Consider the following 25,255-nt stretch of genomic DNA (forward strand, 5'->3'; position numbering starts at 1 on the left):
CTTGAGACCCGATTGGAAGCCCCATGACCACGATCCTGAAGAGCCTGCCCAAGGGCGAGAAAGTCGGCATCGCGTTTTCGGGCGGCCTCGACACCAGCGCGGCGCTGCTCTGGATGAAGCAGAAGGGCGCGCGCTGCTACGCCTACACCGCCAATCTCGGCCAGCCGGATGAAGCCGACTACAACGAGATCCCGCGCAAGGCGATGGAGTTCGGCGCCGAGAAGGCGCGGCTGGTCGATTGCCGCACGCAGCTGGTGCACGAAGGCATCGCCGCGATCCAGTCCGGCGCCTTCCACATCTCGACCGGCGGCATCACCTATTTCAACACCACGCCTCTGGGCCGCGCCGTCACCGGCACGATGCTGGTCGCGGCGATGAAGGAGGACGGCGTCAACATCTGGGGCGACGGTTCGACCTTCAAGGGCAACGACATCGAGCGCTTCTACCGCTACGGCCTGCTCACCAATCCCGGCCTGAAGATCTACAAGCCCTGGCTCGACCAGCAGTTCATCGACGAGCTCGGCGGCCGCGCCGAGATGTCGGCGTTCATGACCGCGCAGGGCTTTGCCTACAAGATGAGCGCCGAGAAGGCGTACTCGACCGACAGCAACCTGCTCGGCGCCACGCACGAGGCCAAGGATCTCGAGAGCCTCGACAGCGGCATCAAGATCGTCAACCCCATCATGGGCGTGCCGTTCTGGCGCGACGACTGTAACGTCAAGGCCGAGAAGGTCGTGGTGCGTTTCGAGGAAGGCCAGCCCACCGCGCTGAACGGCCAGACCTTCTCCGATCCCGTCGCACTGTTCCTCGAAGCCAACGCGATCGGCGGCCGCCACGGCCTCGGCATGAGCGACCAGATCGAGAACCGCATCATCGAGGCCAAGAGCCGCGGCATCTACGAGGCGCCGGGCATGGCGCTGTTGCACGTCGCCTACGAGCGCCTCGTCACCGGCATCCACAACGAGGACACTATCGAGCAGTACCGCATCAGCGGCATGCGCCTTGGCCGGCTGCTCTATCAGGGCCGCTGGTTCGACTCGCAGGCCCTGATGCTGCGCGAGACCGCGCAGCGCTGGGTCGCGCGCGCGGTCACCGGCGAGGTCACGCTCGAGCTGCGCCGCGGCAACGACTATTCGATTCTCAACACCGAGAGCCCCAACCTCACCTATGCGCCGGAGCGGCTCAGCATGGAGAAGGTGGAGGACGCCGCCTTCACGCCGGCCGACCGCATCGGGCAGCTCACCATGCGCAACCTCGACATCGCCGACACCCGCACCAAGCTGAAGCTCTACAGCGACACCGGCCTGCTCTCGGGCAGCGAAGGCTCGCAGATCTTCCGCCTGGAGAGCGACAAGGGCTGAGCCTTCCGCGCGCCCGGATTGCGCTTCGCTCGATCCGGGTCCAGCGAATTTAATGACGGTGTCATTCTCGAACGCTACGCTTGCCGTTCCTGTCGGAAACCGGATTGCGGAGCATCGAGCATGGTCAGGGGATCGGCACTCGCCTCTTTCATCGTCCTCTGTTGGGCATCGTCATTGTCGGCGCAGACGATCTATCCGATCGATCGTGCCGAGATCCTGGCCGGAGCCAAATTCGACTTCAAGGTCGAGCTCCCCGGGCCGGTCGATCCCGCCAAGTTGAAGGTGACGGTGAACGGGGCGGACTATGCGACCGCGTTCGGCCGTGCCGGAACCTTCATCGAGCGCGAGGACGGCAAGGATCAGTCGGCCCTAGAGCGTGATGTTTTTGACTGGAATCGGGGTTCCCAGAGCGGGCGATTTCTGATTCAAGCTCCATGCTGGAGTGCGGAGGCCAGCATGGATGACGCGCCCCTATTCGGAAGACATCCGTGAACGCGCCTTGGCTCGCGCTGACGCGGGCGAGACGGTTCGTTCGATCGCAGAGGCGCTACAGATCAGCCCCTCGTGCGTGACGAAGTGGAAGAACCTAAGGCGTGATACCGGAGGCCTGGCGCCCGGCCAGATCGGCGGCCACAAGAAGCGGGTTCTGTCGGATGCCAACGCCGACTGGCTGCGCAAACGCATTCGCTCGGGGCCATTCACCTTGCGCAAGCTGACGCAGGAGCTGGCTGCACGGGGGATCAAGACAGACGTGCGGGCGGTGTGGACTTTTGTTCACGCCGAGGGGCTCAGCTTCAAAAAAAACGCTTCTACCAGCCGAGCAGGATCGCCCAGACGTCGCCCGTAAGCGGACCCGATGGAAAGCGCATCAAGGCAGGATTGACGTCACGCGGTTGGTTTTCATCGACGAGACGTGGATCAAGACCAATATGGCGCCGCTACGCGGCTGGGGGCCTTGTGGGCAGCGCCTCCAAGCATCTGCACCTTTCGGCCATTGGAAGACCATGACCTTCATCGCGGCGCTGCGTCATGATCGGATCAGTGCGCCTTGGGTGATTGATGGTCCCATCAATGGTGAACTCTTCACGCTGTACGTCGAGAAGGTGTTGGCACCCACCCTCGCACCGGACGAGATCGTCGTTCTCGACAATCTTGGCAGCCACAAGGGCAAAGCGGCTCGCCAAGCTATCCGCGCCAGAGGAGCCCACCTTATCTTCTTGCCGCCCTACAGCCCTGACCTCAACCCGATCGAGCAGGTCTTCGCCAAACTCAAACACCTCATGCGATCCGCAGAACCTCGTGACGTGGAGGCAACCTGGCGGAAGGTTGGTGAACTCCTCGATCTCTTCTCCCAGGAGGAGTGCACCAACTACTTCAAAAACTCAGGCTATGTTTCCGTGTAAATACATCATGCTCTAATCCTGCGCGACGTCACGCTGACCAGGCCAGGCAACGTCGTCGTCGACGTGAGCGACGGCATGGGCCAGCACAGCGTCACATGGACGGTCTACGACACGGGCCCGCGCAAGGCGAAGAATGTCATCCTCTTCATCGGTGACGGCATGTCGCCGGCTCATCGGGTCGCAGCCCGAATCCTCTCTAAGGGGATTTCGGAGGGCAAGAGCCGCGGCAAGCTCGCCATCGACGACATGCCTCACATGGCGCTGGTGGCAACCGCAGGCTCGGATTCGATCGTCACCGATTCCGCGAACGCGGCCAGTGCCTATGCGACCGGGCACAAGAGCGCCGTCAACGCTCTCGGCGTCTATGCGGACCGCACCGCAAGCCCGTTCGACGATCCCCGGGTCGAGACCATCACGAGCCTCGCCAGGAGGCGGCACGGCATGGCGATCGGTGTCGTCACCAACACCGAGATCGAAGACGCGACGCCGGCGGCGATGGTGGCGCACACGCGCCGCCGTGCCGCCTACGACGAGATCGTCGAGCAGTTCTTTGCGGCGAAGCCGGATGTCCTGATGGGCGGCGGCAGCGCGAATTTTCTGCCGAAGTCGGCCGCCGGCTCGAAACGCAAGGACGAGACCGACTACATCGCCAAGTTCCGCGATGCAGGCTATCAGGTGGCGACCACCGCGAGCGAGCTCGGCGCTCTCTCGGCACAGCCCGAGACGGCCAGGCTGCTCGGCCTGTTCGCCACCGGCAACATGGACGGTGTGCTGGACCGCAAATTCCTGAAGGGTGGCGGCGTCAAGAAATTTCCTGAGCAGCCCGACCTGACCGAGCAGGTGCAGGCAGCGCTGCAACTGCTGTCGCGGAATGAGGCCGGCTTCTTCCTGATGGTCGAATCCGGAATGATCGACAAATATGCGCATCTGCTCGACATGGAGCGGGCCGTCTACGACACGATCATGCTCGACAATGCGGTGCGCCAGACGCGTGAATGGGCGCGGGCGCGCGGCGACGACACCCTCATCCTGGTGCTGGCGGACCACAATCATCCCAACAGCCTCGTCGGCACGGTGAATGACGACATGGCCACCGTGCCCAACGTTCCCTTGCGCGAGCGCGTCGGCGTCTACGATCGGGCTGGATTTCCCAACTATCCGGCTCCTGACGCGGACGGTTATCCGGCGCGCATCGACGTGAGCCGCCGGCTGGCCATTTTCTCCGCCAGTCTGCCGGATCACTACGAGACGTTCCGTCCGAAGCTGGACAATCCCAACGAGCCGACCGTCAAGGCCGACGCCGACGGGACCTTCAAGGCCAACGACAAATACAAGGACGTTCCGGCGCGGTGCTGCGCCCCGGTAATCTTTCGGCGATGATCGGCGCCAGCGTGCATTCGGGCGAGGACGTCATCCTGACCGCGACCGGACCGGGCAGCGAGCGCGTGCACGGCTCGATGGACAATACCGACGTGTTTCGTGTCATGGCCGACGCGTTGGGATTGGCCGCGGGGCAATGATACAGCGGTTCGATTGCGAACCGCGGCCCGGTTGCACTTCTCCCGCAAACGGGCGCAGCAAGTCGGTCCGGCCCTGGCTCGCTCACATCACATGCATTTCACGATGAGGGGGGCGGCGCGAAGACCAGTTTCACACAGCTGCGGAAGAGCAGGATCTGCCGCTCCAGCCGCTTCGGATCGTTGAGTGTCTTCGACATGATGATCGCGCCGTCGACCACGCACGAGATCATCTCTGCGAGATCGTCGAGGTCGACCGGCTCGCGCGGCGGATAGACCGCGGCGATGCCGTCGAGGATCGCGCGGAAGTGCGCGTTCCAGGCCCGGACCGATTGCGCGGTCAGGTCGCGAACCTCGCGGTCGAACAGGCGCTCCTGATAGCAGATGCTGGCGATCAGGCACCCGGGATGGCCGTTGGGCAGATCGGCCATGACCTCGGCCAGCAGCTTCAGCGAGATCAGGAATGATTGCAGCGGATCGTCCGAGAGCTCACGCCCTCGCTGGAAGATCTCCTCGAACAGGCGATCGTTCGTCTCCACATAGCGGCGCAGCATCTCCCGCGCGAGCGCGTTCTTGTCCCTGAAGTGATAGAAGAATCCGCTCTTGGTCAGTCCGGCCTCGGCGATGACCTCTTCGATCGAGGTCGCGCCGAAGCCCTTTGCGAGCACCGCCGCTTCCGCGATCTCGAGAATGCGTTCGCGCGTCGCTTCGCCCTTTCCCATCGATCCCTCCAAAACCGTACCAGCGGTGTGGAATCCGCCGCGTGCGAAATCCGCGCCGCTCCCGGCGCTCCGCGTAAGTCTCTGATTTTGTATCTGTTTGCAGGTGGAGGTTCAGCCGCACCATCAGACTTCTAGAGCGGCGCGACATTATGCGGCACCACTTGCGCGAGACCGAAGGCGCCGCGACGCGACCGAAGTGGAGCGGCTGGCGCCAAGCGAAGGAGCGATCAATGGCCAAATATAGGCACGATCTGCCGCAGCATGGCGGCGGCATTTTCCTGACCGACGGCGGCATGGAAACCAGCCTGATCTTTCACCACGGGCTGGAGCTGCCGCACTTCGCGGCATTCGTGCTGCTGGACAGCGCGGATGGTCGCGCGCATCTGAAGCGGTACTACGAAGCCTATCTTCGCATCGCGCGGCAGCATGGACTCGGCTTCGTGCTCGACAGTCCGACCTGGCGCGCCAACCCTGATTGGGGCGTCAAGCTCGGCTACGATGCGGCCGGGCTCAAGGCCGTCAACATGGGCGCCATTCGTTTTCTCGACGAATTGCGCAGCACATGGGAATCGCCTCGCACCCCATGCGTGATCAACGGCGCGATCGGTCCGCGTGGCGACGGCTACAAGGCCGGCAACATGGACGCGGCGGAGGCGGAGGTCTACCACGCGGCCCAGATCGCAGCCTTCGCCGAGGCGGGCGCCGACATGGTGACTGCATTCACGCTGAACAGCATCAACGAAGCCATCGGCGTGGTGGGTGCAGCCAGGACGCAGGACATTCCGGTCGCGATCTCCTTCACGGTCGAGACCGATGGCTGCCTCGTCAGGGGAGAGTCGTTGCGCGAGGCGATCGAAGCGGTCGACGACGCAACGGACCGTGCTTGCGAATATTTCCTGATCAACTGCGCGCATCCGGCCCATTTTGACAGCGCGCTCGCGGCCGGCGAATCGTGGGTCCAGCGCATCCACGGCATCCGGGCCAACGCGTCGATCAAGAGCCATGCCGAGCTCGACGAATCGGAGACGCTCGACAGCGGCGATCCCGTCGATCTCGGCCGCCGTTACCTCTCGCTCAGGCGCGCGTTTCCGCAGATGCGGATTCTCGGCGGTTGTTGCGGTACCGATCACCGGCACGTTGCGGCCGTTTGCGAGGCCTGCCTGCCGCCAGAAGCGATGAGTGCGTGATACATGCAAAATGAATTGGCCGGGATCGCTCCCGGCCATTTACGTTTGTGGCTTGTGCCTCAGCGCGGCGGCGCAGTGCCGGGCGGGGGCGGCGGCAGCGAGGCCTGGCCGCCGTTGAGCAGCGGCGTGATGCGGCGGACCGTGACGCGCCGGTTGATCACGCTCGGTCCTTGCGTCTGCTCCTTCAAGTACTGCTCGCCGTAACCTTGCGACGTCAGGTTCTCAGCCGGGACACCGAACTGCTGCGTCAGCAGTTCGGCCGCGGACTGCGCGCGACGGTCCGACAATGACAGATTGTCGACCTCGTTGCCGACCGCGTCGGTGTGGCCCTCGATCAGGAACACCTCGCGCGGGTTGCGCTGGATCGCACGGTTGAGGCCGTCGGCGATCGCCTGCAGCCGGGCCGCCTGGTCCGGTGGGATGGTCCACGATCCCGTCTCGAAGTTGATCGTGTTGACGTCGATGCTCGGCATCTGCATGCGAACATTGGGGCTGTAGCGGATCTCGTCGAGCGAGTAGCGCCGATCGATCCGCTGCACCGGCGGTGCCTCCATGGTCTCGTAGATCAAGTCCGGCGACGCCTCCTGGGCATCGACGATGTAGCGGTCATAGGGCATGTTGACGACCGGCGGCGGCACGTCGACATAGAAGCCGCCGACCGACCGCGGATCGCGGTAGGTGTTGTCGATGATGATGACCTCGCGCCCAGCGGGGTCTCGGCGGATGCGCCGCATCAGCCGGCCGTCGGTGCCGACCACGGTGATGATCTCGCTGCCGTCGGGACGGATCACGACGGTGCGGGTTTCGCCGCCGACGGTGTCGGTGCGGATGTCGCGGGCCCCATAGCGGAAGCGATAGAGATCGTTGCCGCGGACATAGGCCTGCCCGCCCGGATCGCGGACGATGATGCGGTCCGGCTCGGTGTAGACGGTGCGGCCGCCTTCGATGGTCTCGCGGCGCTGGTTATGGAGATCGGCGATGGTGGCGCCGATCACGGCGCCGGCCACCACGCCCGCACCAACTGCGAGCGGCGTGAGGTCACGCTGCGGCGGACGCGGCGGCGGCGGCAGCGGTGCAGCAACCGTGGGAGCGGCCCGGAACGCGGGCGTCACCGTGGGCGGGGCGTATTGCGCCCTGTTCGGCGGCGGTGCGGCGGCCGGCGAGCCGGGAACGACCGTCGGCGCCGCAGCGCCGGCCGGAGGCGCCGGTGGGCGAGCCGGAGCGCCGGCTTGCGGTGCGGGCGGCGTACCGGCAGCGGGTGCGCCCGCAGGCGGCGTATCACCTCGAGGGCCGGGCGTCGGCGTCACCGTGCCGGGGGTCGGCGTCGCGGCTGGGGCCGGGGTTGCGCCGGGTGCAGGCGTCGGTGCCGTCCCGGGACGTGCGGGCGGCGTCGTCGGAGTGACGCCACCTGGTGCCGGCGTGGCCGCTGGAGCGGGCGTGGCACCGGGAGCAGGCGATCCTGCAGCCGGGGGCGTGCCGGGACGCACGCCGGGCGACGTCGTGCCGGGGGCCGGGGTCGCAGTCGGTGCGGGTGTGGTCGCCGGGGCAGGTGCGCCCGGTCGAGCCGTGGGCGCTGCTGTCGGAGCAGGGGGTGTCGCCGTGGGCGCCGGCGCGGGCCGCCCCGAAGGAGGCGCTGGAGGAGGCGGCGTCGGAGTCGGGCGAGCCGCAGGCGGCGGCGGTGTGGGCGCGTGTTGCTGCGGAGCCGCGGCGGGAGGCGGCGCAGGCTGCTTCGGCGCGGCAGGCGGCGGTGCCGGCGGCGTGGGCGCCGGGCGCGCGGCAGGCGGCTGCGGAGCCGCAGCCGGAGGCGGCGCAGGCTGCTTCGGAGCGGCCGGCGGCGGCGGGGGCGGCGGAGGTGCCGGACGGGCCGCAGGCGGCGGCGGAGGTGGGGGCGCCGGACGGGCCGCAGGTGGAGGCGGAGGCGGTGCTGCCGGACGCGGCGGTGCGGCTGCCGGCGGGGGCGCGGCGGGCGGATGGGGTGGCGCAGCCGCGGGCGGTGGTGCCGCCGGGCGCGCGGGTGCTGCAGGCGGAGCCGCTGCCGGCGGTCCCTTCGGCGGCTGCTTCGGTTTTCCGTCAGGGCCCGTCTCTTGAGGCTGGGCCTGCGCGACCACGAGCGGCGAAGCGTCCTGCGCATGCGATGCGGTGTTTGCCAATTGCATCGCGGTCAGAGCCGTCGTCGCAAGCAGCACGAAACGAAGGTTGGTCATGGTGTTGAACTTCCCCGGAAGGTTCTTTGACGAAGTGTCGGGATGAACAGCTACGCGTTAGGCCGCATTGTGGCAGGCGATGCAGCCGCAGCCCGATTTATTTCTGCACGCAAATCATCTCACTATGGCGACGTTCATTGCGCATTCAGATGCTGGTTGCAATCGCCTTGCATGTGATTGGAGAGTTCATGCGTGATCCCGCGGCATTGCATCTGTCGCAGGATTCGGAGTGAGCGGCCCATTCGGACCGCGTGAGGGAATCTCTTCGGGCACGTGGCCCGGCAATTCGTCGGGGCGCGGTGATTCGCCTGGCTCGCGGACCGGTGGTGTGATCTCAGGCTGCGGATTGCCAGGGGGGATTCCGGGCGGCGGCTCAGTTGGCGTGCCTGGTGTCGACGGCGGAATCTCGGGCGGTTCGATCGGCATCACATCGAGACCTTGCGGTTTTCGCCGATGTCCGGGCGTGTGTTCGTGACGGCCGCGGCCGCCATCTTCACGTAGGAGATCACCGTCCCCGGCGAGTCCCAGAATTCGGCGTCGTCAGGCGTGACCTTGAGCACGCGGATGTTGGGATCTTCCGCAGAGTCCCACCATGCCTTGGCCGGCGTCGAGAACAGCTCCTTGATCTTGGCACGATCGTTGGAGACGACGGCAGTGCCGGTCAGCGACACATATTTCTGGCTGCCGGCATCCGCGAACGACAGGTTGATGGATGGATTGCGCGCGATTTCCTCATCCTTGTGACGCCGTGCATCGGTCAGGAAAAAATCGTGTTCGCGTCGCGGTCGAAATAAGCGCTCATCGGCCGCGCGCGGAGCTTGTCGCCGTCGCGCGTGACCAGCATCGCGAACCCGATTTTCTTCATCAGATCCCAGACGCGATCGACGTTGCCGGCATTGTCGTTGGCCATGTCGTGCTCCTTTTTGCAAGGAACGATAACGGCCTGCCTGGAACGATGTTCCTGTCGAATCCTTCCTATTCCGGGGCGTGGCAGACGGCCTCGATATTGTGGCCGTCAGGGTCGAGCACGAACGCGCCGTAGTAGTTCGGGTGGTAATGCGGGCGGATGCCGGGCGAACCGTTGTCGCGGCCGCCGGCTGCGATTGCGGCCTTGTAGAAGGCGTCGACCGTGGCACGATCCTTGGCGCGAATGGCGACATGCACCGGCTTGTTCATGGCGCCTTCGCCGCCGATCCAGAAATCGGGCTTGCCCTCGGCGCCGAAGCCTGCGGCGGAAGCGTGGCCGGTCTGCTCTGCCGTGACCTCCATGACCAGGCTGTAGCCGAGCGGCGCCAGCGCCGTGGTGTAGAACGCTTTCGCGCGTTCATAGTCGGAGACCGAGATACCCAGATGGTCGATCATGGCAACCTCCCTTGTCCGCCCCTGTCGGCGTGACAGGAACGTATTGCGTCGGGTCTTGCGTGTCATCGCTCTTGAGCGAATGTGGCGCGAGATGCCCACTCCAAGTCTTCGCCAAATTGCTCCCTGTGGGTGGGCCCCGGATCGGCGCACGCTTGTTTGGGACGACGGAGAGAGAGTGCTACGCCGCCCGCTTGCGTTGCCTCAGGAAGCGGCCGAGCAGCTTGCGCTTGCCCTTGCGCGGAATCAGGTCGATGTCGCTGACGAGCTTGGCGCCGCCCTTGCGCCGCTCCAGCACGATCTTGCGGCTGTGGAAGGCCTCCAGCTCGGCGCGATGCGCGACGCTGACGATCGTCGCCTTCGGCAGCGCGTCGGTGATCATCTTCATCATCTTGTCCTGGCTCTTCTCGTCGAGCGCCGAGGTCGCCTCATCGAGCACGACGATGTCGGGATTGTGCAGCAGCAGCCGCGCAAAGGCGAGGCGCTGCTTCTCACCGCCGGACAGCGTCTGGTCCCAGGGTCCTTCCTCTTCGATCTTCTCCTTGAGATGATCGAGGCCGACCTTGTGCAGGGCTTCGCCGATCTCCTCGACGGTCCAGTGGTCGGCAGCGCCCGGATAGGCGACCGCCCGCCGCAAGGAGCCGGAGGGCACGTAAGGCCGCTGCGGCAGCATGAACAGCCGGCGGTCGGCATGGAAATTGACGCTGCCGCCACCCCAGGGCCATAGGCCTGCGATGGCGCGCACCAGCGTGCTCTTGCCGGTGCCGGATTCGCCGGCGACCAGCAGTCGTTCGCCGGGCTCGATCACGACCTCGGTCTCGCCGACCACGGCGGTGCCGTCGTCGAGCGTGACGGAGAGGTCCTTCAGCTCCAGCATGGCGTCGTTGCGCGTCTCGCCGCGCTTGATGCGCCCAAGGCCATCGCCCTGCTCGGCGCGTTCGAGGCCGTCGAGCGACATCATCAGCGAGGCGATGCGGCGCGCGCAGGCGTTCCAATCTGCCAGCCGGGGATAATTGTCGACCAGCCAGCCGAACGCGCTCTGCACGATGGTGAAGGCGGAAGCCGCCTGCATCACCTGTCCCAGCGTCATGCTGCCGTCGAGGAATTTTGGCGCGCACAGCAGCAGCGGCACCACCGGCGCAACCAGGCTCGATCCCTGCGACACCAGCGTGGTGCGCATGTGCTGGCCGGCGAGTCGCGCCCATTGCCGCAGCACGCGGGTGAAATTGCGGTCGATGCCGTCGCGCTCCTCCTCCTCGCCGCCGAGCAGCGCGATGCTCTCGCCGTTCTCGCGCACGCGCGTCAGCGTGTAGCGGAAATCGGCCTCGGCCTGGTTCTTGTCCTCGGAGACCTGGACGAAGCGCCGGCCGATCACCACAATCGAGCTGGATGCGGTAGCGGCGTAGAGGATCGCGGCGATCACGAGGAAGCCGGGGATGGTGATGGCCGAGCCGCCGAGCGTGACGGTGAGCGCGCCGCCGATGGTCCAGAGCACGACGATGAAGGTCGCGGCCGACAGCAGTGCGGACGTCACGCCGGCGAGGAAATCGACCGGGGAGTCGGTCGCAATCCGCAGATCCTCGGCGATGCGGTATTCGGGATTTTCGTGATCGCCGCCGACCAGGTTGAGCTGGTAGTAGCGCCCGTTCTTGAGCCACCGGGTCAGCACGCTCGCCGTGAGCCAGGCCCGCCAGCGCCGCTGGATGCCCATGCGCGCGAACACCTGCGCCACTGCGAGCACGATGCTGCCGATCGCGAGCGGGACGAACGCCGCCGTGAGCTGGAAGACACTCGTTGCGTCGCGCTTCTCGATGGCGTCGAAGATCGCGCGATTCCAGACATTGATGCCGTACTGGAAGCCAACCGTCAGCACGATCAGCAGGCCGAGACCGATCGAGAGCGGCCAGGCGAGGCGGTCGCCGCTGCGGCCCCAGAAGCCGCGGGCGCTGATCCAGAACCGGGTCAGCAGATAGTCCTTGCGGGCCTGCTCGGCTTCCTCGGGCGAGAGCTCGGGGTCGGGTTCGACCAGCTCCGGCGGGGGCGGTGCCACGTCATCGCCGTTCTCGCCTTTGATCTCCACAATGGGCGGCTTCCTGCCGCGGTTCGCGCGTTGTGGCCGGCTTGTGCATGAGCGGACAACGCACAAGGAAATCAAACGGTTCCCTTTGGTTCCGGCCGCCGGATCACTCGGCGGCGCCGTCGCGGACGTGCCGCAGCCGCGCGGCCCGGTGCAGAACGTGCGACAATTCCTCGACCGAATAGGGCTTTTGCACGAGATCGCAGCCGGCCGCGCCCTCCTGTGACAGAGCCTGGCTGTAGCCCGTGGTCAACACGACCGGCACGGCGATGCCGCGCTCGCGGATCGCCCGTACCAGATCGAGCCCGGTCATTCCGGGCATCACCACGTCCGAGAGCACGACGTCGAAACGATCCGCATCCACGACGAGCTCGGCAAGCGCATCGGCGGCATTGTCGACCAGCGTGATGCTGTAGCCGAGCTCGGTGAGGCCATCCGCGGCGAAATTGGCAAGCTCGATATTGTCCTCGACCACCAGCACCGACATGCCGGTACCGGCCACCGCCGGCGCAGTGTTGGGCGCCTGGCGCTGCGGCAGCAGCTCCGGGGACACGCGCGGCAGATAGAGCGAGAAGATGCTGCCGTGTCCCACCTCGCTCGTGACGGTCACTTCACCGCCGGACTGCCGGGCGAAGCCGAACACCTGGGACAGGCCGAGACCGGTGCCGTGGCCGATCTGCTTGGTGGTGAAGAACGGCTCGAAGATGCGCCCGAGCCGTGCGGCGGGAATGCCGACACCGGTGTCGCTGACGTTGACGCGGACGAAGCCATGGTCAGCCAAGATCTGGCTGGCCGAAGGCTTCGCCAGCGTGTCCGGAACTGTCGTTGCGGCCTCGACGCTGAAAACGATCGTGCCTTTGCCCCGCATGGCATCGCGCGCGTTGGTGGCCATGTTGATCAGCGCCGTCTCGAACTGGCTGGCATCGGCATTGACGAGGTACGGCTCCGCCGGCAGCCGCATGACGATCTCGATCGCGGGGCCGAGCAGCGTGGCGAGCATGTCGTGCAGCGATTGCACCCGCGCACCGACGTCGAACACCTCCGGCTTCAGGGTCTGGCGCCGCGCAAAGGCAAGTAGCTGCGAGGTCAGCTTGGCCGCGCGCGCCACCGAATCCGCAATGGCCGTGATGTAGCGCTGTCGGCGCTCCTCCGTCAGTTGCGGCCGGTTCAAGAGGTCGACCGACGCGCGGATCACGGTCAGGAGGTTGTTGAAGTCGTGCGCGACGCCGCCGGTGAGCTGCCCGAGCGCCTCCAGGCGCTGGCCGTGCTTGAGCGCCTCCTCGGCCTCGCGCCGCTTTGCAGCTTCCGCCTGAAGGTGCCGCGTTCGCCGCAACGCGAGCGCCAGCAACAGAAACAGAAGCGCGGTCGCGGGAATGCCGAACACCAGATGCTGGCCCATGGTGGCGAACCAGCGCGCGCGGATCGCCGAGGTCTCGAGCCCGGCGCTGACATAGATCGGATATTCGGCGACACGCCGGTAGGCGATGCGCCGCTCGATGCCGTCCGAGGGCCATGCGACGGTGATGAGGCCGTGCTCGGGTTGAGCCGCGATCTTCTGGCCCACCGGTCCGGCCGGATCGAGCCGAAGCTCCTGGTCAAGCCGGGGAAAATGCGTGAGCATCGCGCCGTCGGTGCGGCCCATCGCGAAGAAGCTGCCGGGATCCGATCCAATTCTGGCGTAAAAGCTCTCGAAATATTCCGGCAGGACCGAGGCCTGGATCACGCCGATGAAGCTGCCGTCATCGGAGTCACGGCGGCGGCTGACCCCAAAGAAGCGGGCGCCCCGATAGGGTGGCCGTGGCGTCAGGGCTGTGCCGATGAAAGTGCCGATGCCATGGTCGATGTGGGCGTAGAAGTAATCGCGATCCGCAAAGCTGAGGTCCGGCGGCGGCGAGGCAAGGCTGTTGACCAGCGCCTTTCCGTTCGCGTCGAAGATCCAGGCCGATTTGAGCTGCGGCAGCGCATCGGTCAGGCGCTTCAGGCGGCGATGCAGCGCCGGTTCTCGCGCGCGGATGATGTCGTCCGGCAAGCCGCGCACGACCTCGTTGAGCTCGGCGATGCTGCGGTCGATGGTCTCGAACACCTTGAGCGCGTGCTCATGAGCGACATCGACCGTGCGCTCGATCTCCCGGTCGGCGATATCCCTGGTGGAGGTGTAGGAGATCGTGGCGGCAACGGCGAAGAGCGCAATCGGCAGCGCCAGGGATGCCGCCATCATCCACTGCAAAAGCCTTAGCGAATTGCGATGCGCGCCCTGCACGGCTCCGGACCCTGATCGTAAGCTTAACCGAATTTCGCGCTAGGAAGGAAGCAGCTTGTTGGTCCAGCCACGGGTTGAATTCTTGTGAAGCCGCGCGCCTCGCGGGCTGAGGAAGATTCTACTCAAATTGCGCCCGATGGACAGGGCTCTTTCCCAGACCAGCCTGGCTGCGCGGTCAGATATCGTGCTCGTCGCGCAGCGCGCGTGCCGCCTTCTCCCCGATGATGACGCAGGGCGCCATCGTGTTCCCGGTGGTGATCCGCGGCATCACCGAGCCGTCGGCGATGCGGAGACCGTCGATGCCGTACACCTTGAGCTTGCCATCGACCACGGACATCGCATCGCGTCCCATCTTCGCCGAGCATGTCTGGTGCCAGTAGGTCACCGCGGAGTCGCGCACGAAGCGTTCCATCGCGGCGCCACCGAGAGGGCCGGGCATCGACTCGCGCACCACCAGCGGCTCGAAGGCGCGGGTATTGCCGAGCGCACGGCAAACATCGACGCAGGCGATCGCCGTCCTCACATCGTCAGGATGCGACAGCATGTTGGCTTCGATCCGCGGCGTCGCCAGCGGCTCGGCGTTTCGGAGCCTCACCCTGCCTCGGCTCTTCGGCAATGCAAGGCCGGCGAACATCGTCCAGCCATGGGCAGGCGCCCGGCCGGCTGCCTCGGGGCTCGGCACGGGAAACTCGACCTGGCAGAACAGCAGGTCGGGAGTCCTGAGTGCAGAATCAGATTTCCAATAGAGCGTCGCCCCGTTGCCGGTGTTGCGCGGCGCGATCGGCTCGCGATACTCCCAGATGCATCCAAACGATACGTGATCCTGCAGGTTCTGACCGACACCGGGCAGGTGCTGGACCACGGGTATATCAAACGTTCGAAGCTCGTTCTCATCGCCGATGCCGGAGCGCATCAGCACGGACGGTGTTTGTATTGCACCGAGCGCGAGCACGACCTCCCTGGACGCGTTGATCCGCAATGTCCTGCCGTCGCGCACCGCCTCGACGCCGACGGCCCTCCCGCGTTCGAGCAGGACGCGGGAGACCTGTGTGCCGGTCAGCAGGGTGAGATTGGGCCGATCGAGATAGGGATAGGTATAGGCGCGGAAGATGGAATGGCGTCTGCCGTTCCGGACCAGGATATCTGCAACGGCGCAGCCGCCTTCGCCCTCCATCATCTCACCATTGGGGCTTTCGAAAGTCGGAATACCGATCTCCTCTGCTGCATCGAGCATGGCCAGGGCGGCTGGACCGGGATTCGGTGACGGCTGCACGAAGACGGGGCCCCCGGTACCGCGATGGCGTGGATCGGGCTTGCCTTGCCAGTTCTCGATCTGCCGGAAGATCTTCGAGACTGCGTCGTAACCCCAGGATTGATCGCCGGTTTCCTCGGCGAAGAAATCCCAATCACTGCGGTGACCCCGCGCCCACAGCATCACATTGATGCTGGAGCCGCCGCCGAGAACCTTGCCCATCGACATCGGAAGCGCACGGCCGTTCAAATGCGGATTGGGCTCTGCGACAAAGCCCCAATCGGTCGCGCTCCCGAGGTTGCCCGGCCATGCCGCCGGCTCCATGACGGTCGGCACCTCGTCGCTTCCCCCTGCTTCGATCAGCAGAACAGTGACGGAGGGATTTTCGGCGAGGCGGCGCGCGACGACCGACCCGGAACTGCCAGCGCCGCAAACGACGAAGTCGTAACTGCCGCTGGAATTTTCGTGGAGGCGACGCTGATTGGCAGCAACGCGGTCAGCAAACTCCGGAAGATCGGAAGGCAGAAAGTCACTCATGAGGATGCTCCAGACAAATCGACGGTGCGGGGGACGCAACGCACCAGGGAAGACGGCGGTAAGGAGATGAAGAGGGGCGTCGCCGGGACGAAGCTCGGTCGAGAGGCGTCACGGATCGCGACATTCCCGTGGTTGAGAGTGTGTGGAGTGGCCAGCCGCGCGGCGGTTCGGCTTGCGCGAGGACGATTCGCCGGGCGGCTCAGGGCCAGAGCCCGGCTTCTTCCAGAGGAAGACGTGGCCCTCGGCAGCTCGCATCTGCCATGCAGTGCGGAGCCATCCTATCAGATTTATCAAATCTATCGTTATCATCAAATCTATCAAAATAGCAGCCTCCTGCTCTTGTCAACACAAAGTGGCAGCACGACATTGTGAGGTCTGGGACGAGGCCGGCCGGCGCGCGGTCGGGGGTAAAGATGGATGGTATGGCCAAGGACATTCTGACGACGGCGGAGGCTGCCAAGATACTGGGCGTCTCCGTCCGCACGGCTCAGCTTCTGATCGAAGGCGGCTCGATCCCGTCCTGGAAAACCCCGGGGGGTCATCGCCGCGTCTACCGCCGCGACGTTCTCGGGCTGATCGCCGGCTCCGGCGAGCCGCCGATGCTTGCTTCCGCCCGGGTGATCCTCATTGCGCGGCAAGAACGCATGGCCGACTACAAGGCGGCCTTGGCGAAGGTCGATTTCTGTGTCGTCGAAAGTTACTCGGACATCTACACCGCGCTGCTTGCGATCGGCACGCGGTTGCCGGCTGCCGTTGTGATCGAAGCCGAAACATCGGACGCCAGCAGACTCGCCATGCTGGAGAGCCTGCGCGCCGATCCATCACTCGGAAGTACCGAGATCCTTGTCGTCGGGCGCTCGGCTGCAACCCGGCGATCAGGCGGGGGCGGGCCCGACTCCAGAATGACGGTGTTCGTCGACGAATTGCCGGCGTTGCCTGCAGCAATCGAAACCGTTTTCAAAGCCGCCGTCGGACATCCCTTTCCGTTCGAGACGCCGCCTTCCTTTCCCTTCCCGGACAATGAGGGCCAGCGGCTTCTCGCACTCGAACGCTCCGGCCTCGTCGACACGCCGCCTGAAGATTCTTTCGATCGCCTGACCTGGCTGGCGGCGCGCAGCCTTGATGCTCCCGTGGCACTGCTGACGATGCTGACCCCGACCCGACAATGGTTCAAGTCGCGCCATGGGCTCGATATGATCGATACGCCGCGCGGCTGGGCGTTCTGCAACTACACCATTCTGCAGAAGGGTATCATGGTCGCCGAGAACCTCGCGACCGACCTGCGTTTTGCGGAGAATCCGGCGGTGAAGGGTGAGCTGGGGTTTCGGTTCTACGCTGGCTGCCCAGTGAGCGATCCCGACGGCTTTACCCTGGGGTCGCTCTGCGTGATCGACACTCGGCCACGCGCGCTGGACGAAACGCAGAAGCAGATCCTTGCCAATCTCGCCGCTCTCGCCTCGGACGAGATTAAGTTGCGCGCCACGGACCGCCAACTGCGCTGGGCAATCGAACGCGGGAATTCAAAACCTGGCGCGGCGGCAGCGTCGCCCCTGCCTGGCACCAAGCGTGTAGTGGAGCATCAATAAAGCGCGATGGGGATCGGGTGATCGACGTCGCGCTTGGATCATCGTTTGAGAATGATTTTGAGCGTCGGCTCTGATTCGATCAGAACCGACAACGCTCCGGGCCGCAGTGAGACGCGTCGTCGCTCACACAGGGCCAATCAGATCTGGCGTTCGACCATCTTGAGCTTGAGCTCGGCGATGGCTTCCGCCGGGTTCAGTCCCTTCGGGCACGCCTTGGCGCAGTTCATGATGGTGTGGCAGCGGTAGAGGCGGAACGGGTCCTCGAGATTGTCGAGCCGCTCGCCGGTTGCCTCGTCGCGGGAATCGGAGACCCAGCGGTTGGCCTGGAGCAGCGCGGCAGGTCCGAGATAGCGCTCGCTGTTCCACCAATAGCTCGGGCACGAGGTCGAGCAGCAGGCGCACAGGATGCATTCGTAGAGGCCGTCGAGCTTCTCGCGGTCCTCGTGGCTCTGGCGCCATTCCTTCTGCGGCGTCGGCGAGGTCGTCTTCAGCCAGGGCTCGATCGACGCATACTGGGCGTAGAAGTTGGTGAGGTCGGGGACGAGGTCCTTCACCACCGGCTGGTGCGGCAGCGGGTTGATCTTCACCGCGCCGTCCTTGACGTCGTGCATCGAGCGGGTGCAGGCCAGCGTGTTCTGGCCGTCGATGTTCATGGCGCAGGAGCCGCAGACGCCTTCGCGGCAGGAGCGGCGGAAGGTCAGCGACGGGTCGATGTGGTTCTTGATCCAGATCAGGCCGTCCAGCACCATCGGACCGCAATCATTGGTGTCGACGTAATAGGTGTCGACGCTCGGATTCTTGCCGTCGTCCGGATTCCAGCGATAGACCTTGAACTCGCGGAGCTCGGTCGCGCCCGCAGGCTTCGGCCAGGTCTTGCCACCTGATATCTTGGAGTTCTTCGGAAGTGCGAATTCAACCATTGCTCTAACCTTTCGTCATTCCGGGCTGGTCGGACCAGGCCCGGAATCTCGAGATTCCGGGCCTGATGCTTCGCATCGCCCCGGAATGACGGCTACTGTTCGATCAATACACGCGCGCCTTCGGCGGGATGTACTGCACGTCGTTGGTCATGGTGTAGTCGTGAACCGGGCGGTACTCGATCCTGACCTTGCCGGCATCGTCCAGCCAGGCCAGCGTGTGCTTCATCCAGTTCTTGTCGTCGCGCTCGGAGAAGTCCTCGCGCGCATGGGCGCCGCGGCTCTCGGTGCGGTTGGCGGCCGAGTTCATCGTCACCACCGCCTGCGAGATCAGGTTGTCGAACTCCAGCGTCTCGACGAGGTCCGAATTCCACACCAGCGAGCGGTCGGACACGGCGATGTCGCTGATGCCGCTGTGAACCTTCTGGATCAGGTTCTGGCCTTCGCTCAAGACTTCGCCGGTGCGGAACACCGCGCAATTGTTCTGCATCACGTGCTGCATGCCCTCGCGAAGCTTCGCGGTGGGTGTGCCGCCTGAGGCGTAACGGAAATGGTCGAGGCGGCCGAGCGCCATCTCGGCCGAGTTCGCCGGCAGCTCGGGCTGCTTGCCGTTGGGCGTGAGCTTCTCGGCGAGGCGGAGCGCAGCGGCGCGGCCGAACACGACGAGGTCGATCAGCGAGTTGGAGCCGAGGCGGTTGGCGCCGTGCACGGAGACGCAGGCGGCTTCGCCGATCGCCATCAGGCCGGGGATCACCGCGTTGTCGTCGCCGTCCTTCTTGGTCAGGACTTCGCCGTGATAGTTCGTGGGAATGCCGCCCATGTTGTAGTGCACCGTCGGCACGATCGGGATCGGCTCGCGCGTCACGTCGACATTGGCGAAGATCTTTGCGGATTCCGAGATGCCCGGCAGGCGCTCGGCCAGCACGGCGGGATCGAGATGGTCGAGATGCAGGAAGATGTGGTCCTTCTTCTTGCCCACGCCGCGTCCCTCGCGGATCTCGATCGTCATCGCGCGCGAGACCACGTCGCGCGAGGCGAGGTCCTTCGCCGACGGCGCATAGCGCTCCATGAAGCGCTCGCCCTCGGAGTTGACGAGATAGCCGCCTTCGCCGCGCGCGCCTTCGGTGACGAGGCAGCCCGAGCCGTAGATGCCGGTCGGGTGGAACTGCACGAACTCCATGTCCTGCAGCGGCAGGCCGGCGCGCAGCACCATGCCGCCGCCGTCGCCGGTGCAGGTGTGCGCCGAGGTGCAGGAGGCGTAGGCGCGGCCATAGCCGCCCGTCGCGAGGATCACGGTCTGGGCGCGGAAGCGGTGCAGCGTGCCGTCGTCGAGCTTGATCGCGATGACGCCGCGGCAGGTGCCCTGGTCGTCCATGATCAGGTCGATGGCGAAGAATTCGATGAAGAACTCGGCCGCGTGGCGCAGCGACTGGCCGTACATGGTGTGCAGCATCGCGTGGCCGGTGCGGTCGGCGGCGGCGCAGGTGCGCTGCGCCTGGCCTTTGCCGTAGTCCAGGGTCATGCCGCCGAACGGGCGCTGGTAGATCTTGCCGTCCTCGGTGCGCGAGAACGGCACGCCCCAATGCTCGAGCTCGTAGACCGCTTCGGGCGCGTTGCGCACCATGTATTCGATCGCGTCCTGGTCCCCCAGCCAGTCCGACCCCTTCACGGTGTCGTACATGTGCCAGCGCCAGTCGTCCTTGTGCATGTTGCCGAGCGAGGCGGAGATGCCGCCCTGCGCCGCGACCGTGTGCGAGCGGGTCGGAAACACCTTCGTGATGCAGGCGGTGCGAAGTCCGGCCTCGCTGCAGCCGACCACCGCGCGCAAGCCGGCGCCGCCGGCGCCGACCACGACGACGTCGTAGGTGTGGTCTTCGATCGGATAGGCTTTGCCGTTGGTGGCGGGAGCGCCGTTGCCCGTGCCATTCGTTGTGGCGGCCATGGGTTACACTCCGGAAGAAAGTTTCAGGATCGCATAGGTCGAGGCGAGTGCGACGGCGATCGAGAAGAAGTTGTTGAGCATGATCGCGGTGAGCTTCAGCTTCTCGTTATGGACGTAGTCCTCGATCACCACCTGCATCCCGATCTTCATGTGCCAGGCGCTGGCGAAGATGAAGAGCAGCAGGATCACCGCGATCGGCAGCGAGCCGAGGATCTGCGCCGCGCCGGCCTGGTTGCGGCCGAGCAGCATCATCACGATGACCACGACCGGAATCATCAGCAGCGTCATGGCGACGCCGGTGATGCGCTGGCGCCAGAAGTCGGTGGTGCCGGAATGCGCAGCGCCGAGATTGCGGACGCGGCCGAGCGGGGTGCGCATGGACGGCGGCTTCGGAGAGCCGTGCGACTCGGTGTAGCTCATCGTCCGCCTCCGATTGCATAGGCGATGATCCAGATCAGCACCGTCAGCACGATGCCACCGATCAGCGCGCCCCAGGTCAGGGCTTCGCGCTCGTTGGCCTTGAAGCCGTAGCCGAGGTCCCACACGAAATGCCGGATGCCGCTCAGCATATGGTGCATCAGCGCCCAGGTGTAGCCAAACACGATCAGGCGGCCGATGATGCTGCCGGTGAAGGCCTGGACGTGGGCGTAGGCGGCCGGGCCGGAGGCTGCCGCGATCAGCCACCAGGCGAGCAGCAGCGTTCCGACGTAAAGAGCGATGCCGGTGGCACGGTGAACGATGGACAGCGCCATCGTCAGGGTCCAGCGATAGGTTTGGATGTGCGGCGAAAGCGGTCGTTCGATCCGTGCGGTCATGGGCGGCTTTTGATGTTTGTTGCGGCCCAGCATGGGGCGCGCGGGGATCTTGAAAGGTCGGCTCTATTTACGGAGTCGATTTGGCCGGCGCAATCACCAAATCGCCATAAATCGAACTTGGGTTCAGCTCTATGGTCTTGATGAACCAAGGCCAATCCGGCTCTTGGTATACCAGGCCGGCGGTCCACCAACCAAGATAGGAATATAAATTCATATTTTGGGCCGGCAAGGCAGGCGCGTTGAAATCGCTATTGGAACGCCTCTAATCCACCCAATTGCCATCGGCGGTTCGTGACGGCCAGCGCATCGGCGCAGCTAGCCGCTCATTCCTCGCGACGGAACCTTGGACGCAGCTCAACGGTGCCATGGCGCGCTGCCAGCCGATATGCGCGGCCCGCATTCCACCCCAGCCGGGCTGTCCCGGCGTGTCGACCAGATCAGGCAGATCGCCTACAGCTTTGCCCGCAGCCAGATCCGAGCCGATGCTTCGGAGCAGCTGCGCCAGTCGACGGGGCAGTTCGGGGTGATTGCGGGTCTCGATATCAAGGAAATCGTCGAGCTCGCGCTGCTGCTGATCGCAACCGGCGCGCTCTCGGGATTTCTGGCCGGCGTGTTCGGGATCAGCGGCGGCGCGATCCTCGTGCCGGTGTTCTATGAGTGCTTCCGCATCGCCGGCGTGCCGCTCGAGGTGCGGATGCCGCTGTGTGTCGGCACCTCGCTCGCCGTGATCATCCCGACCTCGATCCGCTCGTTCCAGGCGCATTACAAGCGCGGGGCGGTCGACATGACGATCCTGCGCGCCTGGTGGCTGCCGATCGTGATCGGCGTCCTCGCCGGCAGCGTGATCGCGCGCTACGCGCCGGAGCGGCTGTTCAAGATCGTGTTCGTGGCCGTCGCCTGGTCAGCCGCGGTCCGGCTGATCTTCGCGCGCGAGACCTGGAAGCTCGGCGACGATATGCCGAAGGGCCCATTGATGCGCGTCTACGGCTTCTGCGTCGGCATCTTGTCGACCTTGATGGGCATCGGAGGCGGCCTGTTCTCGAACCTGCTGATGACCTTCTATAGCCGTCCGATCCATCAGCCGTCGCGACCTCGTCGGCGCTCGCGGTGCTGATCTCGATTCCCGGCGCGCTCGGCTACATCTATGCCGGCTGGCCGGCGGCGGCGAAATATCCGGCCGTCGCGGCCCTGCAGGCTCCCTTCGCGCTCGGCTACGTCTCGCTGATCGGTGCCGTGCTGGTGATGCCGATGAGTCTTGTGACAGCACCGCTCGGCGTGAGAGCCGCGCATGCGATGTCGAAGCGGACGCTGGAGGCCGCGTTCGGGTGCTATTTGTTTATCGTCGGCAGCCGGTTCGTGCTGAGTCTGGTGGGCGGGCTGTAGCCGGCTTAGGCCTAACCCCACATCGAACACTCCGCTGTCATCGCCCGACTTGATCGGGCGATCCAGTATTCCAGAGACAGCATTGATTGGGCCGAGAGGCCGCGGCGTACTGGATGCCCCGGTCCCGGCTCCGCCAAGGCTACGCCGAGGCCCACGGAGTTGCTCGGCGCGCCGAAGCGTCAGCGAAGGCGGCAAGCCGGGGCATGACAGCGCGCTATGTGGATGCTCTCCGCTGCAACGACTGCGACGAGCGCCTCACTTCTTCGCGTAGATGTCCTTGTACGTATCGCGCAGCACGTTCTTCTGCACTTTGCCCATGGTGTTGCGCGGGAGCTCGTCGACGACGAAGACGCGCTTGGGCATCTTGAACTTGGCGAGCCGGCCGTCGAGCGCCTTGAGCACCGAGGCTTCGCTGACATCGGCGCCCTTGTTGCAGACCAGCACCGCCGTGACACCCTCGCCGAAATCGGCATGCGGTACCCCGATCACGGCGGACTCGACCACACCAGGCATGGCGTCGATCTCGCTCTCGATCTCCTTCGGGTACACATTGAAGCCGCCGGAGATCACGAGATCCTTGCCGCGGCCGAGGATGTGGACGTAGCCCTTGGCGTCGATCTTGCCGAGATCGCCGGTGATGAAGAATCCGTCCGGCCGGAATTCGGCCTTGGTCTTCTCCGGCATGCGCCAATAGCCTTTGAAGACGTTCGGGCCCTTCACCTCGATCATGCCGATCTCCTCGCGCGGCAATTCCTTGCCGGTCTCGGGATCGGTGACGCGCACCGAAACGCCGGGAAGGGGAAAACCGACCGCGCCGGGCACACGCTCGCCGTCATAGGGGTTCGACGTGTTCATGTTGGTTTCGGTCATGCCGTAGCGCTCGAGGACCGCATGTCCCGTGCGCGCCGACCATTCGCGGTGGGTGTCGGCGAGCAGCGGTGCCGAGCCCGAGATGAACAGCCGCATGTGCTTTGTGGTGTCGCGCGAGAGCGCGGGATTTTGCAGGAGCCGCGTGTAGAAGGTCGGCACGCCCATCAGCACCGTCGCGCGCGCCATCAGCTTGATGATCAGATCCGGATCGAGCTTCGGCAGGAAGATCATCGAGGCGCGTGCGAACAGCGTCACGTTGGTCGCCACGAACAGGCCGTGCGTATGGTAGATCGGCAGCGCGTGGATCAGCACGTCCTTGTCGGTGAAGCGCCAATAGTCGACGAGGCTCAGCGAGTTCGACGCGAGATTGTCGTGCGTGAGCATCGCGCCCTTGGAGCGGCCGGTGGTGCCCGAGGTGTAGAGAATCGCGGCGAGATCGTCGTTTTCGCGCGGCACCGTGGTGAACTCGCTGCTCGCCTTGTCGGCGGCGTCCGTCAGCGAGCCCTTGCCGTCGGGCCCGAGCGTCTTGACCTTGGCCTTCACCTTGGCGGCAATGGGGGCAAGCCCTTCTGCCTTGGCGGGATCGCAGACCACGAGCGACGGCTCGGCATCGCCGATGAAGTAGTCGAGCTCGTTCAGCGTATAGGCGGTGTTCAGCGGCAGATAGACCGCGCCGGCCCGCACCGTGCCGAGATACAGCACGATATTGGCGACCGACTTTTCCACCTGCACCGCGACGCGGTCGCCCGGCTTCACGCCGCGGGCGACCAGCACGTTCGCCATCTGCCCCGCGCGCGCGATCAGATCGCCATAGCTGATATGGGCGCCGTCATGCGTCTCGATCGCGAGCCGCTTGGGATCGTCCAGGCCATCGAACAGGCGGGAAAACAGGTTGGCGTCGGCAGCTTGGTTCATGCAACATTCCTCGCCGGCAGAGGCCGGTTAAAACCGAGGGCTGGATTAGCAAAAACCGCCCCGCAGAAGCAACGGAGACAGTTTGCATGTCAAAAAACGGGAAACGCGTGGCCTGGGTCACGGGCGGCGGCAGCGGGATCGGGGAAGCCGGCGCCGAGGCGTTGGCGGCCGACGGCTGGACGGTGGTGGTCTCGGGCCGCCGCAAGGATGCCCTGGATACCGTGGTTGCCAGGATCATCGGGGCGGGCGGAGCGGCCGAGGCCATTGCGCTCGACGTCTCCAATGCAGCCGAGGCCCAGAAGGCGGCCGATCAGATCGTCGCAAAGCACGGCCGCATCGATCTGCTGGTCAACAATGCCGGCATCAATCTCCCCAAGCGCAGCTGGAAGGACATGGAACTGGAAGGGTGGGACAAGCTGGTCCAGGTCAATCTCAACGGCGTGCTCTATTGCATGCGCGCCGTGCTGCCGACGATGCGAAAGCAGCAGGACGGCGCGATCATCAACGTCTCGTCCTGGGCCGGCCGGCATGTCTCGAAGATGCCGGGTCCGGCCTACACCACGACCAAGCACGCGGTGCTGGCGCTGACCCATTCCTTTAACATGGACGAATGCGTCAACGGCCTGCGCGCCTGCTGTCTGATGCCGGGCGAGGTGGCGACCCCGATCCTGAAGCTGCGCCCGGTGGTGCCGAGCGAGGAGGAGCAGGCGAAGATGCTGCAATCCGAGGATCTCGGCCGCACCATCGCCTTCATCGCGTCGATGCCGCCGCGTGTCTGCATCAACGAGCTCCTGATCAGCCCGACGCATAATCGCGGCTTCATCCAGACGCCGAACAACAGGGATTGAAGCACGACCACCGCGCGGCAATCTCTCCTCGTCGTCCCGGGGCGCGACGCAGTCGCGAACCCGGGACCCATAACCACAGGGAGAAATCGTCGCGCGAGAC

The 25,255-nt window shown here is 65.3% G+C and carries 18 protein-coding genes and 3 pseudogenes; 8 read left to right on the forward strand and 13 right to left on the reverse strand.

Going from position 1 to position 25,255, the window contains the following annotated elements; genetic code table 11:
• Positions 1-23 precede the first annotated feature (23 nt).
• From argG to ABIF91_RS15450, 4 genes and pseudogenes are all read left to right on the forward strand, one after another.
• Positions 24-1,361 carry an argininosuccinate synthase gene (gene argG, locus ABIF91_RS15435; protein WP_028179997.1) on the forward strand — a complete coding sequence of 446 codons (1,338 nt, stop codon included), beginning with the start codon at positions 24-26 and terminating at the stop codon, positions 1,359-1,361.
• 174 nt (positions 1,362-1,535) lie between these two features.
• A complete protein-coding gene (locus ABIF91_RS15440) occupies positions 1,536-1,853 on the forward strand; it encodes a hypothetical protein (protein ID WP_035718123.1) in 318 nt (105 codons plus the stop codon).
• A protein-coding gene (locus ABIF91_RS15445; protein ID WP_424579229.1) for an IS630 family transposase occupies positions 1,822-2,764 on the forward strand; the annotation gives its coding sequence in 2 pieces (ribosomal slippage) (positions 1,822-2,157 and positions 2,159-2,764; 942 coding nt in all). Before ABIF91_RS15440 ends, ABIF91_RS15445 begins: the two co-directional genes overlap by 32 nt.
• Positions 2,765-2,773: 9 nt before the next feature.
• Positions 2,774-4,284: pseudogene (locus ABIF91_RS15450) on the forward strand (alkaline phosphatase); the annotation flags it as partial.
• 98 nt (positions 4,285-4,382) lie between these two features.
• Here the strand turns inward: ABIF91_RS15450 and ABIF91_RS15455 are convergent.
• A complete protein-coding gene (locus ABIF91_RS15455) occupies positions 4,383-5,003 on the reverse strand; it encodes a TetR/AcrR family transcriptional regulator (RefSeq protein WP_028179632.1) in 621 nt (206 codons plus the stop codon).
• Between the two features lie 230 nt (positions 5,004-5,233).
• On the opposite strand from ABIF91_RS15455, the gene ABIF91_RS15460 reads away from it, so the two are divergent.
• The gene (locus ABIF91_RS15460) at positions 5,234-6,190 is read left to right on the forward strand and encodes a homocysteine S-methyltransferase family protein (protein ID WP_028179633.1); all 957 of its coding nucleotides are present in this window, start codon (positions 5,234-5,236) and stop codon (positions 6,188-6,190) included.
• Positions 6,191-6,249: 59 nt separating this feature from the next.
• On the opposite strand, the gene ABIF91_RS15465 is transcribed toward ABIF91_RS15460, so the two are convergent.
• The 7 genes and pseudogenes from ABIF91_RS15465 to ABIF91_RS15495 all read right to left on the reverse strand — a co-directional run bounded on the left by ABIF91_RS15465 (position 6,250) and on the right by ABIF91_RS15495 (position 15,879).
• On the reverse strand, positions 6,250-8,394 hold the full coding sequence (locus tag ABIF91_RS15465; protein WP_063829379.1) for an OmpA family protein: 2,145 nt from the start codon (positions 8,392-8,394) through the stop codon (positions 6,250-6,252).
• A gap of 186 nt (positions 8,395-8,580) precedes the next feature.
• Complete coding sequence (locus ABIF91_RS15470; protein ID WP_035671606.1) at positions 8,581-8,820, reverse strand: hypothetical protein; 240 nt, start codon at positions 8,818-8,820, stop codon at positions 8,581-8,583.
• Positions 8,820-9,304 (reverse strand): annotated as a pseudogene (locus ABIF91_RS15475) (pyridoxamine 5'-phosphate oxidase family protein). The gene ABIF91_RS15470 and the pseudogene ABIF91_RS15475 overlap by 1 nt, the downstream one beginning before the upstream one ends.
• A 65-nt stretch (positions 9,305-9,369) precedes the next feature.
• Positions 9,370-9,756, reverse strand: a complete 387-nt coding sequence (locus ABIF91_RS15480; protein ID WP_028179636.1) for a VOC family protein — start codon at positions 9,754-9,756, stop codon at positions 9,370-9,372.
• A gap of 178 nt (positions 9,757-9,934) precedes the next feature.
• Complete coding sequence (locus ABIF91_RS15485; RefSeq protein WP_424579230.1) at positions 9,935-11,803, reverse strand: ABC transporter ATP-binding protein/permease; 1,869 nt, start codon at positions 11,801-11,803, stop codon at positions 9,935-9,937.
• A gap of 133 nt (positions 11,804-11,936) precedes the next feature.
• Positions 11,937-14,090, reverse strand: coding sequence for a hybrid sensor histidine kinase/response regulator (locus ABIF91_RS15490; protein ID WP_028179638.1), 2,154 nt, complete (start codon positions 14,088-14,090; stop codon positions 11,937-11,939).
• Between the two features lie 175 nt (positions 14,091-14,265).
• On the reverse strand, positions 14,266-15,879 hold the full coding sequence (locus ABIF91_RS15495; RefSeq protein WP_028179639.1) for a GMC family oxidoreductase: 1,614 nt from the start codon (positions 15,877-15,879) through the stop codon (positions 14,266-14,268).
• 422 nt (positions 15,880-16,301) lie between these two features.
• Between ABIF91_RS15495 and ABIF91_RS15500 the strand changes: the two genes are divergently transcribed.
• Positions 16,302-17,465, forward strand: a complete 1,164-nt coding sequence (locus tag ABIF91_RS15500) for a GAF domain-containing protein (RefSeq protein WP_050995080.1) — start codon at positions 16,302-16,304, stop codon at positions 17,463-17,465.
• 137 nt (positions 17,466-17,602) lie between these two features.
• On the opposite strand, the gene ABIF91_RS15505 is transcribed toward ABIF91_RS15500, so the two are convergent.
• From ABIF91_RS15505 to sdhC, 4 genes are all read right to left on the reverse strand, one after another.
• Complete coding sequence (locus ABIF91_RS15505) at positions 17,603-18,385, reverse strand: succinate dehydrogenase iron-sulfur subunit (RefSeq protein WP_028179640.1); 783 nt, start codon at positions 18,383-18,385, stop codon at positions 17,603-17,605.
• 103 nt (positions 18,386-18,488) lie between these two features.
• Positions 18,489-20,324 carry a succinate dehydrogenase flavoprotein subunit gene (sdhA, locus tag ABIF91_RS15510; RefSeq protein ID WP_035671583.1) on the reverse strand — a complete coding sequence of 612 codons (1,836 nt, stop codon included), beginning with the start codon at positions 20,322-20,324 and terminating at the stop codon, positions 18,489-18,491.
• A gap of 3 nt (positions 20,325-20,327) precedes the next feature.
• A complete protein-coding gene (gene sdhD, locus ABIF91_RS15515; RefSeq protein WP_028179642.1) occupies positions 20,328-20,702 on the reverse strand; it encodes a succinate dehydrogenase, hydrophobic membrane anchor protein in 375 nt (124 codons plus the stop codon).
• 38 nt (positions 20,703-20,740) lie between these two features.
• Positions 20,741-21,139: a succinate dehydrogenase, cytochrome b556 subunit gene (gene sdhC / locus ABIF91_RS15520; protein ID WP_028179643.1), complete on the reverse strand. Its 399-nt coding sequence runs from the start codon at positions 21,137-21,139 to the stop codon at positions 20,741-20,743.
• 523 nt (positions 21,140-21,662) lie between these two features.
• Here sdhC and ABIF91_RS15525 point away from each other — a divergent pair.
• Positions 21,663-22,522, forward strand: a pseudogene (locus ABIF91_RS15525) (sulfite exporter TauE/SafE family protein).
• Positions 22,523-22,777: 255 nt separating this feature from the next.
• On the opposite strand, the gene ABIF91_RS15530 reads toward ABIF91_RS15525, so the two are convergent.
• Positions 22,778-24,307 carry a malonate--CoA ligase gene (locus ABIF91_RS15530; RefSeq protein ID WP_028179644.1) on the reverse strand — a complete coding sequence of 510 codons (1,530 nt, stop codon included), beginning with the start codon at positions 24,305-24,307 and terminating at the stop codon, positions 22,778-22,780.
• Between the two features lie 86 nt (positions 24,308-24,393).
• Between ABIF91_RS15530 and ABIF91_RS15535 the strand changes: the two genes are divergently transcribed.
• On the forward strand, positions 24,394-25,155 hold the full coding sequence (locus tag ABIF91_RS15535; RefSeq protein WP_028179645.1) for an SDR family oxidoreductase: 762 nt from the start codon (positions 24,394-24,396) through the stop codon (positions 25,153-25,155).
• Positions 25,156-25,255: the final 100 nt, after the last annotated feature.

The sequence above is a fragment of the Bradyrhizobium sp. USDA 241 genome (assembly GCF_049739505.1).
GTDB lineage: Bacteria > Pseudomonadota > Alphaproteobacteria > Rhizobiales > Xanthobacteraceae > Bradyrhizobium > Bradyrhizobium liaoningense.

Excerpts from the sequence above, each read along its gene's own strand:
- ABIF91_RS15530 (WP_028179644.1), bottom strand. The coding sequence starts at position 24,307 with ATGAACCAAGCTGCCGACGCCAACCTGTTTTCCCGCCTGTTCGATGGC.
- ABIF91_RS15535 (WP_028179645.1), top strand. The coding sequence starts at position 24,394 with ATGTCAAAAAACGGGAAACGCGTGGCCTGGGTCACGGGCGGCGGCAGC.
- ABIF91_RS15500 (WP_050995080.1), top strand. The coding sequence starts at position 16,302 with ATGGCCAAGGACATTCTGACGACGGCGGAGGCTGCCAAGATACTGGGC.
- argG (WP_028179997.1), top strand. The coding sequence starts at position 24 with ATGACCACGATCCTGAAGAGCCTGCCCAAGGGCGAGAAAGTCGGCATC.
- ABIF91_RS15460 (WP_028179633.1), top strand. The coding sequence starts at position 5,234 with ATGGCCAAATATAGGCACGATCTGCCGCAGCATGGCGGCGGCATTTTC.
- ABIF91_RS15495 (WP_028179639.1), bottom strand. The coding sequence starts at position 15,879 with ATGAGTGACTTTCTGCCTTCCGATCTTCCGGAGTTTGCTGACCGCGTT.
- ABIF91_RS15465 (WP_063829379.1), bottom strand. The coding sequence starts at position 8,394 with ATGACCAACCTTCGTTTCGTGCTGCTTGCGACGACGGCTCTGACCGCG.
- ABIF91_RS15470 (WP_035671606.1), bottom strand. The coding sequence starts at position 8,820 with ATGCCGATCGAACCGCCCGAGATTCCGCCGTCGACACCAGGCACGCCA.
- sdhC (WP_028179643.1), bottom strand. The coding sequence starts at position 21,139 with ATGACCGCACGGATCGAACGACCGCTTTCGCCGCACATCCAAACCTAT.
- ABIF91_RS15480 (WP_028179636.1), bottom strand. The coding sequence starts at position 9,756 with ATGATCGACCATCTGGGTATCTCGGTCTCCGACTATGAACGCGCGAAA.
- sdhA (WP_035671583.1), bottom strand. The coding sequence starts at position 20,324 with ATGGCCGCCACAACGAATGGCACGGGCAACGGCGCTCCCGCCACCAAC.
- sdhD (WP_028179642.1), bottom strand. The coding sequence starts at position 20,702 with ATGCGCACCCCGCTCGGCCGCGTCCGCAATCTCGGCGCTGCGCATTCC.
- ABIF91_RS15505 (WP_028179640.1), bottom strand. The coding sequence starts at position 18,385 with ATGGTTGAATTCGCACTTCCGAAGAACTCCAAGATATCAGGTGGCAAG.
- ABIF91_RS15455 (WP_028179632.1), bottom strand. The coding sequence starts at position 5,003 with ATGGGAAAGGGCGAAGCGACGCGCGAACGCATTCTCGAGATCGCGGAA.